Annotated in this window: 14 protein-coding genes; 6 read left to right on the top strand and 8 right to left on the bottom strand. The window is 57.8% G+C overall.

Annotation, left to right across the window (positions count from 1 at the left end):
* Positions 1-31: 31 nt before the first annotated feature.
* The 3 genes from CEPID_RS08400 to CEPID_RS12510 all read left to right on the top strand — a co-directional run bounded on the left by CEPID_RS08400 (position 32) and on the right by CEPID_RS12510 (position 4,346).
* Positions 32-3,100, top strand: coding sequence for a bifunctional [glutamine synthetase] adenylyltransferase/[glutamine synthetase]-adenylyl-L-tyrosine phosphorylase (locus tag CEPID_RS08400; protein ID WP_047240597.1), 3,069 nt, complete (start codon positions 32-34; stop codon positions 3,098-3,100).
* Positions 3,101-3,192: 92 nt separating this feature from the next.
* On the top strand, positions 3,193-3,498 hold the full coding sequence (locus CEPID_RS08395; protein ID WP_047240596.1) for a hypothetical protein: 306 nt from the start codon (positions 3,193-3,195) through the stop codon (positions 3,496-3,498).
* A 38-nt stretch (positions 3,499-3,536) separates the two neighbouring features.
* Complete coding sequence (locus CEPID_RS12510) at positions 3,537-4,346, top strand: hypothetical protein (protein ID WP_052843456.1); 810 nt, start codon at positions 3,537-3,539, stop codon at positions 4,344-4,346.
* A gap of 3 nt (positions 4,347-4,349) precedes the next feature.
* On the opposite strand, the gene CEPID_RS08385 is transcribed toward CEPID_RS12510, so the two are convergent.
* Genes CEPID_RS08385 through CEPID_RS08375 form a run of 3 tightly spaced genes read right to left on the bottom strand, consistent with a single transcriptional unit; the run spans position 4,350 to position 7,072 of the window.
* Entirely contained in the window at positions 4,350-5,609 is a 1,260-nt protein-coding gene (locus tag CEPID_RS08385) for an MFS transporter (protein ID WP_047240595.1), read from the bottom strand.
* 32 nt (positions 5,610-5,641) lie between these two features.
* Entirely contained in the window at positions 5,642-6,328 is a 687-nt protein-coding gene (locus tag CEPID_RS08380; protein ID WP_047240594.1) for a sortase family protein, read from the bottom strand.
* Positions 6,329-6,334: 6 nt separating this feature from the next.
* Positions 6,335-7,072 (bottom strand): hypothetical protein, encoded by a 738-nt coding sequence (locus tag CEPID_RS08375; protein ID WP_047240593.1) that lies wholly within the window; start codon positions 7,070-7,072, stop codon positions 6,335-6,337.
* A 37-nt stretch (positions 7,073-7,109) separates the two neighbouring features.
* Between CEPID_RS08375 and CEPID_RS08370 the strand changes: the two genes are divergently transcribed.
* Entirely contained in the window at positions 7,110-7,745 is a 636-nt protein-coding gene (locus tag CEPID_RS08370; RefSeq protein ID WP_047240592.1) for a cation transporter, read from the top strand.
* A gap of 81 nt (positions 7,746-7,826) precedes the next feature.
* Here CEPID_RS08370 and CEPID_RS08365 read toward each other — a convergent pair whose 3' ends face one another.
* Positions 7,827-8,675, bottom strand: a complete 849-nt coding sequence (locus tag CEPID_RS08365) for a PRC and DUF2382 domain-containing protein (protein ID WP_047240591.1) — start codon at positions 8,673-8,675, stop codon at positions 7,827-7,829.
* A gap of 1,062 nt (positions 8,676-9,737) precedes the next feature.
* On the opposite strand from CEPID_RS08365, the gene CEPID_RS08360 reads away from it, so the two are divergent.
* Positions 9,738-10,406: a hypothetical protein gene (locus CEPID_RS08360; protein WP_144413492.1), complete on the top strand. Its 669-nt coding sequence runs from the start codon at positions 9,738-9,740 to the stop codon at positions 10,404-10,406.
* Positions 10,407-10,539: 133 nt separating this feature from the next.
* Here the strand turns inward: CEPID_RS08360 and CEPID_RS08355 are convergent, their stop codons facing one another.
* From CEPID_RS08355 to CEPID_RS08340, 4 genes are all read right to left on the bottom strand, one after another.
* Positions 10,540-11,337: a TIGR02391 family protein gene (locus CEPID_RS08355; protein WP_047240589.1), complete on the bottom strand. Its 798-nt coding sequence runs from the start codon at positions 11,335-11,337 to the stop codon at positions 10,540-10,542.
* A gap of 127 nt (positions 11,338-11,464) precedes the next feature.
* Positions 11,465-14,068 carry a DEAD/DEAH box helicase gene (locus CEPID_RS08350; RefSeq protein ID WP_047240588.1) on the bottom strand — a complete coding sequence of 868 codons (2,604 nt, stop codon included), beginning with the start codon at positions 14,066-14,068 and terminating at the stop codon, positions 11,465-11,467.
* Between the two features lie 3 nt (positions 14,069-14,071).
* Positions 14,072-16,066 (bottom strand): site-specific DNA-methyltransferase, encoded by a 1,995-nt coding sequence (locus tag CEPID_RS08345; RefSeq protein ID WP_047240587.1) that lies wholly within the window; start codon positions 16,064-16,066, stop codon positions 14,072-14,074.
* Between the two features lie 112 nt (positions 16,067-16,178).
* Positions 16,179-16,739: a hypothetical protein gene (locus CEPID_RS08340; RefSeq protein ID WP_047240586.1), complete on the bottom strand. Its 561-nt coding sequence runs from the start codon at positions 16,737-16,739 to the stop codon at positions 16,179-16,181.
* A gap of 412 nt (positions 16,740-17,151) precedes the next feature.
* Between CEPID_RS08340 and CEPID_RS08335 the strand changes: the two genes are divergently transcribed.
* Complete coding sequence (locus CEPID_RS08335) at positions 17,152-18,549, top strand: hypothetical protein (RefSeq protein ID WP_047240585.1); 1,398 nt, start codon at positions 17,152-17,154, stop codon at positions 18,547-18,549.
* Positions 18,550-18,870 lie beyond the last annotated feature (321 nt).

The following is an 18,870-nucleotide window of genomic DNA, read 5'->3' as shown; positions in this document are numbered from 1 at the left end:
GTGCCAACCAACCTGATGAGGAACCACCACTATGACCACCCCGCGTAGCTCCCGATCGTTGATCCCAACCCCGGGTGCGCTGAGTCTGACCAGTTCGACCGCCCGCGCCGATTTGGAGATGCTCGGGTGGGATAACGCCGAGTCGCTGGATCTGCTGTGGGCCCTATCCGGGGCGGGCGATGCTGATCTTGCCCTCAACCAATTCATCAGGTTGACTCAGACTCTGGTGAAGCTGCCCGCGGAGGAGGCTTCGTTCAATGCGACGTTGCGGGAGGACGTGGCGTTCCGAGTCCGATTGATGTCTTTGCTGGGTGCGTCATCCGCGCTCGGGGATCACCTGGTGGCCCACCCCGAGTTATGGTCTCAGCTGTGTCAGCCGCTGCCTGACCGCCAGGAAATGATGCGGGAAATGCTGGGCTGTGTGGAGGCCGTCCCCGCGGGGCTGGAGGGTGATAGCGCGGTGACGGAGTGCGACACGGAGGGCACCTACCGGGCAGGGATCGTTGGATTGGAGGCCGAACGGTCTCTTCAGCAGCACTATCGGACGCTGCTCATGCGGATCGCCGCGCATGATTTAGCGGGAACTTACCCGGAAAATGACCGTCGACCGGGCCAGCCTCAAGTGCCGTTTCCGGCAGTGTCGGCTGCATTGGCTGATTTGGCGGATGCGGCGTTGACCGCAGCACTGGCTGTGGCCGTAACGTCGGTTTATGGCGAACAGCAACCGGGCCAGTTGGCAGTGATCGCGATGGGTAAGTGTGGGGCGCGAGAGCTCAATTACATCTCGGACGTGGACGTCATCTTCGTTGGCGATCAGATCGATGCGAAGCTATTACGCCTGGCTGGTGAGATGATGCGCATTGGTTCTAAGTGCTTCTTTGAGGTTGATGCGGCGCTGCGTCCGGAAGGCAAGGCGGGCGCTTTGGTTCGCACGCTTGAGTCCCATGTGACCTACTACGAGCGGTGGGCGGAGACGTGGGAATTCCAGGCATTACTGAAGGCTCGCCCAATGACGGGGTACACGCCGCTGGGCCTAAGTTATCGCCAAGCGCTGGAGAGCAAGATTTGGGAGGCATCCACCCGCGATAGCTTTGTTGCGGATGTCCAAGCTATGCGCAGGAGAGTGATCGACAATGTGCCGGAAGACCTGCGGGAACGTGAGCTGAAGCTCGGCGTTGGCGGCTTGCGTGACGTCGAATTCGCCGTTCAGCTGCTGCAAATGGTGCACGGGCGTAGCGACGAAACCCTTCGCGTCTTATCCACAGTTGATGCCCTTGCTGCGCTGATCGCCGGTGGCTACATCGGGCGAGAAGACGGGCAGGCGCTCATCGCGGATTACGAGTTCCTCCGGCTGCTAGAGCACCGGCTGCAGTTGCAACGCCTCAAGCGCACCCACACCATGCCGGCCCAAGCCGACGAACATATGCTGCGTTGGTTGGCGCGTTCCACCGGGATAGTAGGGGCAGGCGCGCAGAAGTCCGCGGAGATCTTGGCGGAGGAATTCCGTCGGGTCAGGCTCGATATCTCGAGTTTGCATTCCAAGTTGTTCTACCGGCCGCTGCTGGAATCTATCACCAATATGTCGGTTGATACGCTGCGGCTCTCCCCAGAAGCGGCTAAGCGCCAGCTCGCGGCCTTGAATTATCAATTCCCCGATCGCGCCTATGAGCACCTCTCGGCGTTGGCGGCCGGCAGCAGCAGGAAAGCTAAACTGCAAGCGATTTTGCTTCCCACTCTGATGGGCTGGTTGGCAGATACGGCTGATCCGGATGCTGGCCTATTGAATTATCGCAAGCTCTCCGACGTAGCTTATGACCGCCAGTGGTTCTTGCGGATGCTGCGCGATGAAGGCGTGGTTGGACAGCGACTGATGCACATTCTGGGCACCTCGCCGTATATTTCTGATCTGCTGTTAGCCACTCCTGATGCAGTCAAGCTGCTGCGCGATGGCGCCAACGGCCCAATGCTGCTGGAAACCGACCCTGAGGCGGTGTCTACTGCGCTGGTGTCGTCGGTGCGTCGGCATGCTGACCCAGATAAAGCCGTGAAGGTCGCCCGCGGGCTCCGACGCGTGGAACTGACCCGCATCGCTGCTGCTGATTTGCTCGGGCTCATGGACGTCAAAGAGGTGTGCGCGGGATTGTCCCGAGTGTGGGATGCCGTTCTCGATGCTGCGTTTGCGGCGGAAATTGCCTCCGCCACTGCGGAAGGTGCCCAGGCGCCTGCCCGGATCGCGGTGATCGGCATGGGCCGGCTCGGCGGCCAAGAATTAGGCTATGGCTCGGACGCCGATGTGATGTTTGTCTGCGCTCCACACGCAAACGTCACCGAAAACGATGCGGTGAAGTGGGCTACCGGGGTGTGCGATCGGGTGCGGGCGAGGTTGTCCAAGCCTTCGCAAGACCCGTCCCTCGAGGTGGATTTGGGGCTGCGTCCGGAGGGGCGTTCGGGCGCAGTAGTACGCACGATGGAGTCTTACGAACGCTACTACCGCCAATGGGGTGAGGTGTGGGAAATCCAAGCCTTGCTGCGGGCTGCTCCCATCGCCGGGGACCAGCTGCTTGGTGAGCAGTTCATCAAGATGATTGACCAATTCCGCTATCCGCCTTCGGGCGCTAGCCAGAAAACGGTCCAGGAAGTGCGCCGGATGAAGGCGCGTGTCGACAATGAGCGGCTGCCCCGGGGTGCGGATCGAAACATGCACACCAAGCTGGGGCGTGGTGGCCTGACAGATATCGAATGGACTGTCCAGCTGTTGACGATGCTGCACTCCCACGAGGTCCCCGAGTTGCACACCCCGTCAACATTGGTGGCTTTGGACGTGATCGAGGAACACAAATTAATCCCGCCCGCCCAGGTCGAGACCCTTCGGGTCGCCTGGCTGACGGCCACGCGTGCGCGCAATGCGCTGGTGCTCGTGCGCGGAAAGCGCACCGATGAACTGCCTCCGTCGGGTCCGCACTTGGGTTCGGTGGCAGCCGCGGCGGGGTGGAACCGCAACCAAACCCAGGAGTTCCTGGACTTCTACCTTAAGGTCACCCGTCGCGCCCGCAGCGTGGTCGATGAAGTGTTTTGGGGAGAGCCCACCCCAACACACTAAACGGGGGTGGGGATCGCCCCTAAGGATCTAGCTGACGTGGCCCAGCTGCCTTAACGTAGGCAACACAACCACCGCACGACCTAGGGAGCACCATGATTTCGTTGTCACTTGATTTGCAGGATGCGGACGTCGAAAAGCTAGCCACGCTTATCGACGCAGCGCTGGCCGCCGGCGCTGACGGCAGCACCCCAATCACAGTGGAAGGCAGTACGCTGCGTATCGAGGTGGCCTCGCCGAGCAAGCAGCCACAGGAAACGAAGGGGGACGAGCCAGAAGTGGAGCAGTCTATCGCCGTTGAGAGTCCATTAGGGGAAGCTGTGCGGCAAGTTGTTACCGATGAAGCCGTCAGGGGTTTGGTAGAAAACTTGCTCGGAAACAAGAATAATCGCAGGTTTTAGGTTTATTGCGAGCATCAACAGTGTCTTGGTAGCTAATCATGGCTATTTTGCACTTATTTTCCACCGATTTGTGGGTATGGGTGGCTTTAGTGGAGACATCGGACAAGGAAATCCTCACCAGGAGGGTTTCGACCCCCAAGCTAGCAGCGTTCATCCGCTTGTCCGTGGAATATGACCTTTTTGGAGTTTCCATGTCTTACCGCATCAAGCCGAACATGATGGTGGCAACCTCTATGGCTGCCCTCGCACTGATCGGTGGCGCTGGCCTTGCGATGGCGCAAGATGGCGACCAGAACCAATCCAGCACCGCAACCCAAGCACAGGACCGCGGGCAGCACTGCGGAATGCGCGACGGTTCTCAAACTCGCTTGGCCGATTTGGCTACGAAGCTCGGGGGCACACAAGACCAGTTGCAGCAAGCATTCGATTCAATCAAGCCGACGGACGGACAACAGCAAGATCCGCAGACGAAGCACGATGAAATGGCCCAGAAACTGGCCGATGCTCTTGGCAAGGATGTTGTCGATGTGAAAGCCGTTTTTGACGCTGAGCATCAAGCAGAACAAACTCAGCACCGTGACGAGTTGGGGCAGCGCCTGGATCAAGCCGTCACCGATGGGAAAATCACTTCCAGCGACAAGGACGCCATTTTGAAGGCCTTTGATGCGGGCGTGCTCTTTGACGGTGCTGGCCGTGGCGGACACGGCGGCCGGGTCGGCCTCGAAGGTCGCGGCGGACACGGAATGGGCGAGCCTGGCACCGCAAAAGGCGGACGCTTCGGTAAGCAGGACAGCCAGCAATCGGATCAAAGCTCCACGAACAGCCCATCCACCACTACCGCTAGCTAACACCTAGCCCTGGCGGCGGTGCGCTCCCGGATACCGCTTGGTAAAAGCGCGCCGGGAGAGCACCAAGCCCAACATCGCGAAGGCCCATACCGCGTACACTGCGAACCACGCGGCTGCGAAGTCCTGCCAGTTAGGTATCGATTCTGCGTGGTGGTCGAGGAGCAGGCCGATTCCTTGGGCAGCAAGCATCGCTGCGGTGAATCCACCCATGTTTGATAGCCCAGTACCGGTGGTCACCACCGAATGCGGCAGGTTTTCCCGGACCGAGTCGAAGCCATAGTTAGCGGCAGGCCCCAGCGCTCCGAGCAGTCCACTGATGATCGCGATGGATAAGAAACCGCGCGGGGTAGGGGAGGCGAAGAACCACAGGAAGCTCAGGAGAATGACGGTGGCAAGCGCCATGGTGAGAAACTCTCGGTTTCGTCCGCTTCGCGCCGAGAGCACGCCGTGGAAGGGCCCGATGATCACGTTGCAGATCGTGTTGATCACCAAAACGCTGGCTGCGACGGATTCATCGAGTCCCATCCCGAGGGTCATCAACGGCATGCCCCATAGCAGCGTGAACACGATCAAGGGCATGAGCATGAGGCCGTGATTGAACAGTCCCATCCAGCACACAGGATTGCGCAAAACTTCGCCCAAACGGCTCGGCGTCGTCGCAGGCGGAGTGGGCGCAGATAATGGGGAATCGGTGACCAACACGAGGGCGGACAAACCGATCAGAATGCCGGCTGCGCCCAAGCTGACAAACGCTGTTTGCCAACCAGTAGCACCCAAGAGCGCCAGGAAGGGCACTGCCGAAATGAACTGCCCGGCCTGGCCCATCGCCGAGGTGAGCTGGGTAAATAGCGGGGTCAGTCGCATTGGGAACCAGGTGGGAAGGATCCGCATCACGGACAAGAATGCGGTGGCATCGCCGGCCCCCACAAGGATGCGGGCGAGGATCGCCACCCAGAAAGAAGATGTCGAGCCCAGCAGAACCTGGCCGAGCCCCATGACGATCGCACCTACGACGAGTACTCGGCGTGCGCCGAATTTATCGATCGCCATACCCATCGGAATCTGCGCGAGCGCGTACACCCCCAGCTGAACAGCAGTAAACACTGCCAACTTGCTGTTGTTGATGTGGAAGTGCTCGAGGGCTTCCACTCCGGCTACCCCGAGCGAGGTGCGACCGGCGATCGCCACCACGTAGACCAGCATGGCACCGGTCCAAACCAGAAGCGCTTGGGTGGTCAGCTGCTCTCTTGGGTTATGTGGCATTGTGGTTTTTCAATCCTCCATTGGTGGTGCGGTTAGGCGAGATGCCCGGTAACGATCACGTTGTACCCCAGGTCATCGGTGCCGGACACGGAGCACGCAATGAGCACGATTCGCCCGGGAGCATGCTCATCGACGAGTTCCTTGTCCTCGATCGCATCGTATTTATCCACGAGGTACGCATTATCGACGATCCACTCGCGAGCCAGACCGGCGTCGTCACGCATGGTGATGCGGGAGCCATTGAGCACGGGAGTGGCATGGCGACCAACGGTGTCACCGGAAACAGCCGGCACCTGCTGTGGGGGTTCGCTGAGGTTGACCGCGGCGGTGACTTTTTCCGAGATGGGGTTAAACACGAGCTTCTGCTGGCCCCAGGCATGTCCGAGCACGTACATGGTGCCCGTTTCAGCGTGCTTTGGGTCGACTCCCCAGCCTTCCACCCACCGCACCATGGTTTCTTGCGGGCCGGCAGGGTTCAGTGGAAGTACATAAGGCATCGACGCATAGGTAGCATCGGGCACGGGTGCAGGGCCATCCATCGCGAAACTACCGGTCAGCGCGGGGGCTGGGGCATCGTTGACCGTCGGGGTCCGGGTGGGCGTGCTTGTCGACGTCACCGTGGGTGTCGGCGCCTCGCTTGGGCTTTCTTCCTTCTTGCCACACGCGGTGAGGCCGAAAACTAGTGTGGCAGCAACAATCAACCCGGTGACTTTTCTCATAGTCAGTTAGACTACCGAATACTCCCAGCCAAGTGCGGTATATTGTAGGGTCTCGCCCGGGCGTGGATCCACGAAGAAGGTGCGGGCACCGTGCAATCGCGGAAGCAATTCGGTGGCCTGTCGCACCTCAAAATTGTCAGGATCATCGAAGTAGTCCTCTGGTTCCTCGCAAGTCAGCGCCACGAATTTGCCAAATTGTTTGAACTCAAGGCATCGCAGTGGCGCGGTGTGCGCTAGCTTCGAAGTCAGTACGCCAACCGACGCAAGTGCCTCATCTGACAACGCGGCGCGATCCCAGTGGTCTTCCCGCAGTGGATCCGCGAACGCCAGCGGGTCTCTTGCCAACGCAATGTCGAGCGCGCTGATCGAGTTTTCCGCCACCACTAGCGCTTCGTTTTCGGTGAGCGCGTAAAACTCGTCGACATCGTGGTTCCGAGCGACAATAGCCTGGATGAGCGTCCCACCCAAAATGGGTTGGTCGTTTAGCCACACCCGACCATCCGGCCAAGGGCCCTGCAGCTCCTGCTCAGCTCGTGCCGCCGCGATATGCAGGACGGCCACGGCCGCCCCGAGGTCTGCCTCCAACATGGTGCACGCCAATTCCCGTGGTTGAAATCCACTGGTCACCGCAGTGACCACGGAAGTAGTGGCGACGGTGCGTCGAAAAGCGAGGCCAGAGGCTGGCCCAAAAGTCTCGGCGAGGTGGACATATTCCGGGCCAAAGTGGCTGATGAGGGCTTCCATGAGGCTTTAGCCTAGCTCAACGCTAGAATCACCGAATATGACAGACCTAGAAATTCGTCGCCTGACCCGCACCGCACTGGTTTTGGCCATATTCACCATTTGCTACAACCTCGTGGAGGGTGTGCTGTCTGTGTGGTCGGGGCGTGGCGCTGGGCTCGAGGTCATGGTGGGGTTCGGGCTGGACTCTTTCATTGAGTCTTTGGTGGCGATACTGGTGGCGCTCCGGCTGCGTGGCCGTCTCAGTGGCGAACCCGAAGGAGTGGGCGAAGATAAGGAGCGCATCACGTTGCGGCTGGTGGCGGTGAGTTTCGTCCTCCTCGCCGGCTACCTGATCGTGGAGGGGATTTTGGGATTGCGCTCCGGGGAGGTGGCACAGCGTTCTTGGTTGGGGATCGCGGTTTTGGTGGCATCGTTGGTGGTGATGCCGCTGTTGTGGTGGCAAAAGAACCGTGTAGGTAAGGCGCTGGGCGACCAGCTCATTCTCTCCGACGCGGCCGAGACGAAAATTTGCCTCATGATGACGGCGTCGGCGTTGATCGGCATCGTTTTGCTGGAAGCCACCGGATGGGGTGGTTTCGACGCGCTGGCTTCCTTCGTTATCGCGGGGTTTGCGCTGGCGGAAGCGAAAGAAGCGTGGGAGGGGGAGCTCGAAGAAGATTGCGACTGCCATTAGGGAGATCCAGCTGGTGGCAATCAAAGGAAATGGGCTGGCCCCGGGGATCGGAGCCAGCCCATTGAGCTAGGTGCGGATCAGTTAGATCTTGTCGCGACCATTGAAGTTGCGATCGGTCTCGACGCCGTCGACGTCGATACGCTCCTTGCGCACATCCTCGGTCACACGCTCAGTGTCGTGGACGCGCTCCTTCTGAAGGGAAACTTCCTCGACCGGAACGGTTTCCTTGTTGACAGTGACGCGCTCCTCGTGGAGGGTAACGGATGCCTCGTCCTCGCCGATGCCAGCGCGGTGCAGGACACCTTCTCGTGCTTCGCCATCGATTGGGGTGCGCTCAACGCGAACTTCCTCACGGGTCACTGGGACCTCGACAGTCTCGGTGTCATGAACGACGTACTTGCGCAGGCGAGCCTCGCCAGCTTCCACGCGCTCGGTGTCGACGTTCAGGCGCTCCTCGGAGCGAACCAAGGTGTTGTCGTCGGTGAGGTCGTGACGGTCGGTGTGGTCCACGTGGTCGGTGCGGTGGCCGGTCTCAGTTGCATCCATACCAGCGCCGGTTCCGGCTGCGCCTCCAGCGACACGTCCACGGTGGTCGTCGTAACGCTCGGTGTCTTCAATGTCTGCGACACCGTAGTGGCGGTAGATCTCATTCTGATCAGCCGGCGTCAGTGCGTTGTTAACGTCCATGTCCGGCGCATCCTTGATGCGATCCTTGGAGAATGCGAGCTGCAGATCGTCGCCAGCCAGCTTGTGTCCACGCAGTGGAACGATGGAGGAGCTCATGCCGAACAGCCCGTGGCCGACCTCAACGAAGGTTGGCTGGCCGGTGCGGTCATCGACGAAGATTTCCTTCACGCCACCGAGCTTGTCGCCTGTGTTGTCGTAAGCAGTAGCGTTGAACAGGTCCTGGATGTTACGAGTGGTGTTCATTGTCTAGATCCTTTCTCAGCGTTTGCTTTTCCTAACTAACCTGCCGTCGTTGGCAGTGATTCCACGCTAAGTCTGGTTCGTCCGCCCCCGCACCTTTGCGCAACCTGCTGGACCCGCTTTTCGACGCCCTGATGGCCCTTTGTTACAGCGTTGTGATCTGCAGTGCTTAGGTGTTTGATTGATCGCCTCTTAAAGTGTCAGCTGGTGTTTGTGAGTTGAACGCCCCGCCGCGCTTGGTGATGCGGTGAGGTGGAGGAGTCGAAGGTCACAGAAATTTAACGAAACGAAGATTTGGCGAAAATCCCTATGCTGTTGGCCGTTGTTCGGCGGCCACATGTCGCGTTGAATGCCTTTGAGGTTGTTCAGTTTGGGAGGCGGCTTCAGGCGGTCAGCGCATCATTTTGAGCCGTTTGAAAGGCAATCGGCGGGTGGTGAGGCGGCCCTGAGGCGAGTTGAGAGACGGGCTGGCTGGGGCAGCCCTGAGAGGCGAGCTGGCTGGGGCAGTCCGGGCAGGGGTCAAGTGAAGAAGCATGTGTCCGGTCGGTGTGTCGTCGGCCTGCTGAATGTGCTGCACAAGTACTGACTAGCACTTGTGCAGCCCCGGAAAGAATTGGAAAGATCCATTCGCTCAAAACACAAAAGGTTCGGCCAGCGACACACAGACCGGACACACTTTTCTTTACCTAACCCCAAGACAGCTTGCCCACGCATTGAAAAACCCCTTTGGGCCAGTTCAATGAACTGGCCCAAAGGGGACTGTTTTAAGCGTCGCCGCCTAGGGACATTTGCGTTTCTCTTTGACCAGCGCGAACACACACCCACCTAGTGGCCCTTCACGACGAAACCCCCTCTGATTTCACGGCGCCGGAGCTTTACGCAGGTCAACCAGGTTAAGTTCACGCAGTTACCCCAACCGAAAGTGCTCACGCTGCAAGCGTCAGAAGGGCGAGTCAGGTTAGTGTCGCACGGTGTCGCTGCGTTTCTATTTGGCGTGCAAGCGAACGGGGCATCAAGGAAAACCTTCCCGAAAGACCGCGTGGCTTTCCCGCTGAAACTGATTAGATGGGAAATGTGGAACATCTACCATTCGATACTCTTTCATTACTCGTCGCAGCCGCGGCGCTGTTTGTTTCGCTTGTTGCGCTGCTTCTGTCCTGGCGCCAGCTTCACGAAGCGACAACTTCCAACGGCGGTCGTGGAATGAATATCAGTGTTAAGCACATCTCTCGTGAAGATGTCAGCCCAGAAGATGCCGTGAAAATAGACAAGGCGCTCGCAGGAATGAAGCACGAGTACGTTCCGTTCATGGTGTCCTTTGAGGTTACGGGGCCAGCCGAGTACTACCAGGTGATCCCATACACTTGGGGGAAGGACGGAGTGAGTGATCGGACTGGATTTGAAGAGCCCATCCCTAAGCTCACATGTGAAGATGGGAGGGTCAGTGTAGTTTCAATGATCCAGAAGGAACTCATTGATGGGATCAGATTTGGTGTGGCGTGGCTTCAACCTGATGGGGTCGGTCTGAAACCTGGAGCCATCCGCTTCGACTTGAACGGGGACTTAGAGGAGTGGGTGTGGAGGAATCGTTTTGTTTCCAAACTGCCGTTCGTCAATCCAGGGCGATGGAAACCACGCAAAACCCCAAGACCATCCGTTGGCCCGCTGACTCAGCCATGGGAACTTCGACAAGTTCGTAGGCTAGGTTTCATCGGCAAGAAGCGACTGCAATGACAGAAAAGCTGAACACGGACCCCGCTGGGCATTTATAAATAGCTTCCTGAACTGTGCTAATGCAGGCCCCGAGCCTCAGTTTCCCACGAAAATGTTCCACTAATTCCCATTGCGAAACTGGCTGTGCTCGTGGCTAAGCTCTTAAAGTAGCGTCGTCGAGGCGCCGGTGAACATACGACAGCAGCGACAATGCCTCGTAGAGTTCCGTTTCTGTCACTATTCGGTTCAGTCTCGGGTCGTGTGCGGTCGGGTTTCGATACAAGCCACCAATCGACTTCACGAGATTACACAGCCCATTTTGTTCGTTTTGCTCAGTCTCGGTGTTAAGACTGTTGATGGCTAAGATGCCACTCTTTGTAGACAGTGCCGCGTCTGCTAATGCCGAACCGTCGATGCCCAAACCCGTCATGTCCCGCAAGCGCTGAAACACGGACTTTGAGGCTTCCAAGACCGCGTGAAGGTAACCGTGGCGCAGAATCTCTTCCTCGCAGTAGGCCAGGACCTCCTTGTGAGTACCACGTCGGTTTAGCTCCTCCCGCACTGTGTTGGTGAGTCGCTGGACTTCCATTAGGGTCGACGCGCCCTTTGTCCGTGCTATTCCACCCTCATCGTTTACCTTGAGACCGTGGAGCACAAGAACTGGGTTGATGAGGCGTCGCCTGATGTCAAACAGTTCTGGGTTGTGGACGTAGCGGGCCGGAGCGAAGGCGCGTACGAGGAACGTGATTACGCGGTCGGCGTTGCCGCGGGTGCGTTGGGAGTGGTCAAAAGCGGCTACCAGTCGCCTCCACTTTGTAATTTCGCCAGGGTCGTACATGTTGAGCTGGTGAAGGAGTTGCTCGATCTCGCCGCCGGTGAGACCATTTTCCGTGTCGCCGATAGCTTTGGCTAGTGAGGTAAGCGTTGCAGATGGGAATGACGGTGTGCTCATAGACTTAGAGTCTATTTCCTTGATTGCGTTGGCAAGGCACCTCACGGGAGGACGGCACAACCCCTGCTGCACGAGTGCCTGAGTGGGCGCTCATGCAGCAGGGGCCGATACCTAGGCGACTTGATTCTTAACTCGGCAGCATCCTCTCCACGCAGCCAATACTAATGAGCTCTGCAAACGAGTCGCTGTTGCGAATGTCGCTCTCGAACGCAATCAGGTACGCCCAGGTGGCGTCCTGGTAGTCCGGGTGAGCCACCAGGGAACGTAATAGACGCTCGGTGGCTTCACGCTTGCGTACAACGATCTCGTCCTCGCGCTTGTCGTCAGCCTTACCTTCAACAATCCAATAGGTTCCGTCTGTGCCCAACACGACGAAATCAGGAATATAGTCGTTGCGCGTGGTGTAGGCGACCTTCGCCCCGCTGTCCTCATAGATACGCGTCCACCACGTCACGTTCGGGTCGAAGTTGAGTAGCCGGGCGAGTTGGTACTCAGCAGTAAACGAGTCGAAGGCGGCGGCATCGAACAAGCCTTTGTCCCACGGTCCGTAGTACTGCTTGGCTGCAAACCCAGCGTCCTTGGTGCGCGTCTTCTGGTTCACGTTCTCCAGCGGTTTCTGTACCGTCCGGCCAACGGGAAGGATGTACGAGGTCTGCACCGGCAGAGTTACTGGGTGGACAGTGACCTCAGTGAACGTGTTCTTCGCAACCGCAGCCTTCGCTTCCTGCTTCACCATGTCCAGCAGACTCACCACTGCGGACTCCTTGGCCTTGACAGTCCACTTCTCAACCCCAGAGGCTTTCATAAACGTTGGGACAATGCTCCGGCGCAGCACCGCGTCATTTTCTTTCGTCGCCTGGAAAAGCCCCGTTCGCATGAGCCTATTCGTCAGCTCACTCTCCACCTTGCTCGTCGACTCCCTGAAACTCGGCACAGACTGGCGTTCCATGTGCTTCACGCCCAATTTGTCGGCGGCTTCTTCGACGATGATCTTTGCGCGGTCAAGAAGTTCCCCGTGGTCAGTGACTTTCTTCGCGGCCTCGACGATCACCGAGGTGGGAATATCCACCAAGCTGAACGGGCGCTGTGTCTCAGTCATTGTCGAGGAGGGGAACGTAAATGTCTGCCCCTCAAACGCCTCGTTCACTTTTACGACAACCGGCGCGACAATCTCAACACCAGTGGTGATCTCCTCGTCATCGCCCACGTTTCGCGCCCCGATAGGAAGACCCGAACCGGCAGACGGTACGCCAGTTGCTGAATGGTCCTGATCTCCGGTGGTCGCGCCGGCTCCATTGCCATCTCCAGTATTGTCGTCAGCTTCGGTACCCGTCCCAATCTCGTCGCCGGTCACACCAGGATCAACAACAGGGGACACGCTGCCGCCGCTCGGTGGCAAGACCAATTCCGGCTTGACGCCTGGAATGTCTTCCTCGATACCGAACTCACGCAGCACGTTCTCCGACGTCAATAAGTCAACGAATGACTTGTGGGAGATAATATCAAGCTCGTCGATGGCAGGAACTTTCGTGAGCTTGCCAAAGGGCAAGCGAAGGCCACGGCCCATTACCTGCTGGGTGAGCACTTCCGAGCCCATTGCGCGCAGGGTACACATCACCGCGATACGCTTCGTGTCCCACCCTTCGCGCAGTTTATTTACGGACACGATGACCCGGACAGGGGAGTTCGGTTCGTCAAGGTTTCTTAGCAGGGTTTGCGTTGTCGCGTCATCGTGCTGGTTATCTACCTGGAGGACGGCATGGACGGCGTTCGGGTCTGGGAAGTACGTGTTGCGCAACGTCGTCGCGGTTTCCGTCGCGTGGTTGACATCGGTACACACGACGAAAAGAAGTGGCTTCGTTTGCTTGCCGTCAGGGTGTGCCTCTCGGTGCAGTCGGTATGCCTCCTCTTTCAAAGCCAAAAGAGACATAGCGTCCTGGAGCTGGCGCTCCGCCTCGCCCTTTTTGTAGCCCTTGTTGCGGTAGACCAAGACGGGTTGTTTGACGAACCCGTGGGAGATCGCCTTCCATAACGGGTAGCGGAAAACAACGTCATCGCCCTTAGACGATGACGCAGTAAGTCCCACTGTCGCAGCAGGATGGAAGGCCTTCAATGATTCTTGGAAACGCGCAGCAGTAGAACCAAACAGGTGAGCTTCGTCGACGATCACCACTAGGTCGTCCAGTTCAATAAGACGTTCTGCGAGGATGCCCGTCTCCTCCTGGAAACGCCACGTCTTGCGACGCTGGGCTTCCACACCAGTCGCCTCGTTCTTACCTCCGTCTTTTGGTGGGAACAGCTGCTGGACGTTAAAAATGTAGACCGTGGACGCACCCTCACCGGCGAACAGGTGGTACGACGACTCACCCAAGCGCAGCTTATGCACGTCGTCTGGAGTGACCAAGGCAGGTGGGATGTCAAAACCACCGATGTAGCGGTTCGAACCCTGCGAGAAGTCAGCTACCGTCTTGTCCTGCACCACAGTGTTCGGGGTAACTAGCATCACATTCATCACGCCTTGGCGGCGCAGGTATTCCACTAGCGACGCTATGATGTACGTCTTACCGACACCAGTGGCAAGGTCGAGGAGCAGCTGCTTCTGTGGGTCAAAATCGCCACTTTCCAGGCGTCGAACAATGGCCTTAAGCGCTTCAACATTCGGCTGACGCAAGTCGAACTTGGCCTTCATCTGCTCGATCAAATTCTCGTCGTAGGAGATATTCAGCGGCATGGTCTAGTTCTCCTCTTCTTCGCCAAATGGGAACAAGTCAAGTGGGACGTGGACTACACGGGAGCCATTCTTGTAGGAACGGACCACATCGCGCACTCCCTCATCCAGGTTGGTTGCAGCAAACAAAATCGAATGACCCTCCGGCAGGTGCGCCATAAGGTCGCCCACCTTAGCTTCGGTGAGTACACCCTCCACGACGGCTAGATGCTCGTTGTTACGGCGACCGGAGAAGTGTGGGTCACTTGCCGACAGATGGAACCCCAGGTTTGCCGCCACCGAAGCGATCAGCGTTTCGCCTGTCGCAGCGTCGGTTAGATGCGTGTATCCGGTCTCTGGGGTGTAGTCGTAGCATGAAGGGGCGAGCTTGGCGACGGTGAACCCACCTCCACCCAGCCAATTCACCACGTCACCAGAGTTTTTCGTCTTGACCAGCGCCTTGAGTGCTTTGATGTCAGCAGACTTCTTGAGGTCGTCGTGCTCCTTGATTGCCTTATTGAGCAAGCTAGTGAGCTTCTGCGCCTCGTCTGGGGTCATTCCTTCCGGCAGGCCATTGTCTGTGTCGTCGATACGCTCACTCTTGGACGTGGAGATTCCGCCCATGTCCTGGCCGTTTACCACTTTGGTCAAGCGTGGGAGGGTGAAGCGGTTAAACGTGTCCTCAAGGAGCTCGCAAGTGACCCAGCGGCGGCCCATTTTCTGGGCTACCGCAGCGGTAGTACCCGAACCGGCGAACACGTCGAGCACCACGTCGCCGGGATTAGTGGCGATGTGGATGATGCGTTCGAGGAGGCGCTCGGGCTTGGGGGTAGTGAACGGATTTTGCCCTGGGAACAGTGCGCGGATTTCTTTAATTGCTCCATCATTGTGTCCGACTTCTGAATGCGGTAAGAAGTTGGCGGCAATCCTCCCCGCTACTTCCGACAAATGAGCCTTTCGCCCAATTGACTTCTGCGAAAAGTACATCTCTGGCCAGTTACCTGATTCAATTCGATCCACTGCAGATCGGGATGGAAACGTTTCTGGGTCGGTTGCAAGGACCAGGTCGGGCATATCCGACCGGACTTCTTCGACAGGAATACCCATCAGCTGAGCTCTGCGAAATAGCGAATCTTCACTAGGAGGGACAGCGATATAATTTCCGTATTCTGAAATGGATGTGAGTATTCTAGAGTAGCTAAGAACCCAGTGCCTCGATCCCGGAGGGTAGATTAGCTCGCCGCTGATTGGGTGTTGAATTCCGCCAAAATAACCACGTTCCTGTGCCAGCGGTGCAGTTGTATCTGCCGATTTCCATGCTCCCTTAATATCTCCATCAGGGTTCTTGTATCGACCGTCCATCTCCGCCGTGCGCGGCAAACGATTCGGGGAGAACTGATCCGACTTTCGATAGACCAAAATCGTGTCCGTAACTGCGGGAATCCCTTTCGAGTCATTGCGTGGTGAGTAGGTTTTCTCCCAAACCACCTCAGTCACAAAATTCCCTGACCCGAACACCTCGTCCATAAGCATCCGCATCCGGTGGTTCTCCACGTCGTCGAGGTGAACCCAAATCGAGCCGTCCTCGCTCAACAAATCGCGGAGGTGAAGGAGTCGGTCACGCATCATCGTCAGCCACACCGAGTGTTCAAGATTGTCTTCATAGTGGGTGAATGTCTGAGCGGTGTTGAACGGCGGGTCAATGTACACACATTTAACCTTGCCGACATACTTGTCCCGCAACTCCGGCACGCGTGTCAGCGCCTCTAGAACATCCCCGGATTCTCCCTGAATGAGCAAGTTGTCGCTTTGAGGCTCCAAATCGGCACGTTCCCCGTATTGCACCCCGTCCCGCTTCTCGTTTCGCCGACCCGTCACCGTTTCGAGAACCGTCAAGGTGTGCGTTTCGCAGTACCGCGGGTCGCGGGGGTCGACCCAAGTGTACCCATATTTTCCGGTTTCTGTTGGAATGAGTGCTTTGTCTTTATTGAACCAGGTCAGCTCAAGTTTTTGTGGGGGCATGGTTCCTTCTGAAATTCGTGTCTGAATGTTTGCTGAAAAGTCTTTATCAATGGTAGCAATTAGGCGGATAGACCCCATTGCTTTTAGTGGCATAGGGTCGCAGTCGGAGGGGCTACTGCGTGCTGGTGAGGATGCCAAGCACCGCGGTGGCGAACTTCCCGTAGCTATCGAGCGCCGGACCAATGGCTGTGAACGCCTCCAGCAGTCGCCCAGGCTGTTTTCCGTTTTTAGTTGCTGCGAGCACCGTGTCGGCTTCCGCGACGTGGCCGTCGTGACGGAGCGCTTCGGCAAGGGCAAGGACCTGTGCTTCGGACACTGTGAGGGTGACATTCTGTGTGTTGCCGGAGCCGATAATTCCCGCGTTTACAGGGGCATTGAAGTTGAAGACTGGGGCCGGAGTTGGCGTTGGCTCGGGGCGAGTGGTGGCAAGACCCGCGGCGACTTCTTCACCGTCGGCGGTCAACATGCCGCACCATATGACGTGGTTCATGTCGGAATGGGATTGCTTGGTCATGTAGCCGTTGTCGATACACCAATGACCGACTTTGACAATGCTCTCGGCAGCAACGCCGTGGCGCTCGCCTAGGGCGGTGGCGTTGAGGTCGCGTAGTGGGTGCTGTCCAACTTCGCGGATCAGGTCGTCGGCGATGGTGTATTTATCGGACTGGGACATTAAGGGCATCTCCTTGGTTTATGGGGGATTGGTGTTATTGCTACCTTATTCCGTTGCCTGGACAACTCCACTGAAACTGTCGCATGAATGTTCGATCTTTGCATTTTGGTGGCTGTTTACTGTGGTTGCGTCAGTTGCTGTGTCCTAATCAGTGACAGAAGTAAATTTGCGGTGCTTAACCGGAGGATAGGGGATTCGGAAACCTCCCTTCCAGCACCTAGCCGCCTATAGAAAACCAGCTACCACGTCGTATCAAACTCGGTACCACGACCAGCTCGCAGTGACTAGATGTGTCGCTGTAGCCCACGAACTCTAGGTGCCACCAGGTCGCAGTCCCAGGCTGGAGCAACCCACCGCGACCCGTAAGGACTTCCGGGCTGCGCGACCGGGCTGCCCATTTGATAATGAATCTATGGCTGCGAAGACTCTCAACGAGCGTCAAAAGGAAGTCCTGCACTGGATCAACGACGGCTGCCCGGCGGACTCGGTACCACAAGGAAACTACAAGATTTTCGCTCGTACCCTAGAGGGCCACGGTCTCGTGAAAATCAAGGGCCATGGGCAGACCTGGAAAGCCTCGGTGACTGCTCGTGGTAAACGGGTCCTTGCTGGCACCGAACCGTTGGTGAAACAGCGCAAGCGCACCGCAGTCTTCCCACCCCGGCCAATCGAACGACCGGCGCCCGTTCCTCCGCCACCTCCAAAGCCCAGTGACGAAGTGGTCGAGGTGCTGTACAAGCGTCTGCGCGACCCGAAAGGTGTGGCGTACCGCGCCCTATGCTCCGAGGAAGCGTTCAAGACTGTCTGGGAGCCAAAGCTCAAAGCCCTTGCACTCCGCGAGGACCTTATCGGCGAAGACATGGTTTTGCACTACGAGTTTGCCCTCAGGCGATACCTGCGTGAACCGGCGTCGCACGTTTGGGTTGCTCTTGTGAAGAAGGTCATTTTTGAACCCCGCAATCTGGACATTGCTACAGGGGCGAAACGAGTCAACAAGTTTCACCCCATGGTCGGCAAGTTCTCCGAGGGCAAGCACTTCAAGGTTTCTCCCCAGACGCAACCCCGTGCCCGCCGTTTGCTGCACGTCCTGTTCAAAGAAGTCGAACGCCTTGGCTGGACAGTGGAGTACGAGAGAGATGAACGGTACTACAGCTATGCCCACAACGTTCCCAGCTATGTGAAAGTGAAGACGAAACACCGAAGCTATGAAGTCAAGGTGGTGGAGGCTCATGACTCCTTCCAGCGCGAGCCTACGGAACAGGAAATTGAAGAGCACAGGAGGTGGACTGGAAGCTCTGACATGCCCACTCGGAAGTTCTACGCCCAAGTCAAAAACGGGCGGCTGAGCATTGAAGTTGGGTTTCGGTCCGTTAGGGACACCAAGCGCAAGCCCGAACGGCTAGACACAGAGCTTTCTGACCTCCTTGACGCGCTAGTCGAGATCGAATTGGCCGACAGTGTCCGGGCGGAAATGAAGGAGATTCAAGAATCCGCTTGGCAGCGCCGTCTCGACACCGCAGCGAAGCTCGTAGCGCAGCGCGTTCAGGAAGACCATGAGTGGAAAACCCTGACCGAGCAGGTGTCTAGGTGGCATGAGTATGTCTCAGTGCAGCAGTTCTTGGCAGCGGCGCGGGAGGGTGGTGTGGACCCTGACTACCTAGCGTGGAGTGCTCGGGTCGCGGGGCGAGCGAAGCCCCTGTCGGATGTAGAGATTCCAGCTCCCGCAAAGTTCGACCGCTACGACCACCGAGCCGAGATCGAAGCGGTGGCGGGACGGCTGACGGACGACTTTCAGTGGTGGGACGAGTGACAGTAACCGCCGAGTCCTAAGAGTTCGTGGCCTCGGGTTATGGCTTCACCTGCGATTGCCTCTGGTTGCGCGGGAGTAGAGCCAATGTAAGTTTGGGCAGCCCAATGACGAAAGCACCCTCTCTGGGTGAGAGAGGGTGCTTGCCTGGCTCCCTGGATTGAGGCTAGGGCTTTAAGCTTTACGCCTCAGGTCAGGGAGAGTCCAGCGAGTGTGAACTGCTCCCCATTAGTTGGACTGAGAAATCAGTTTCTAACTAGTGGGGAGTATTTCTTTGAGGGCACGAAGTTCTCTGAGTGAGTTTCAGCGAGAGCAGTTGGTTGC

Source organism: Corynebacterium epidermidicanis, from assembly GCF_001021025.1.
GTDB lineage: Bacteria > Actinomycetota > Actinomycetes > Mycobacteriales > Mycobacteriaceae > Corynebacterium > Corynebacterium epidermidicanis.
This window is presented reverse-complemented; position numbering and strand designations above follow the sequence as displayed.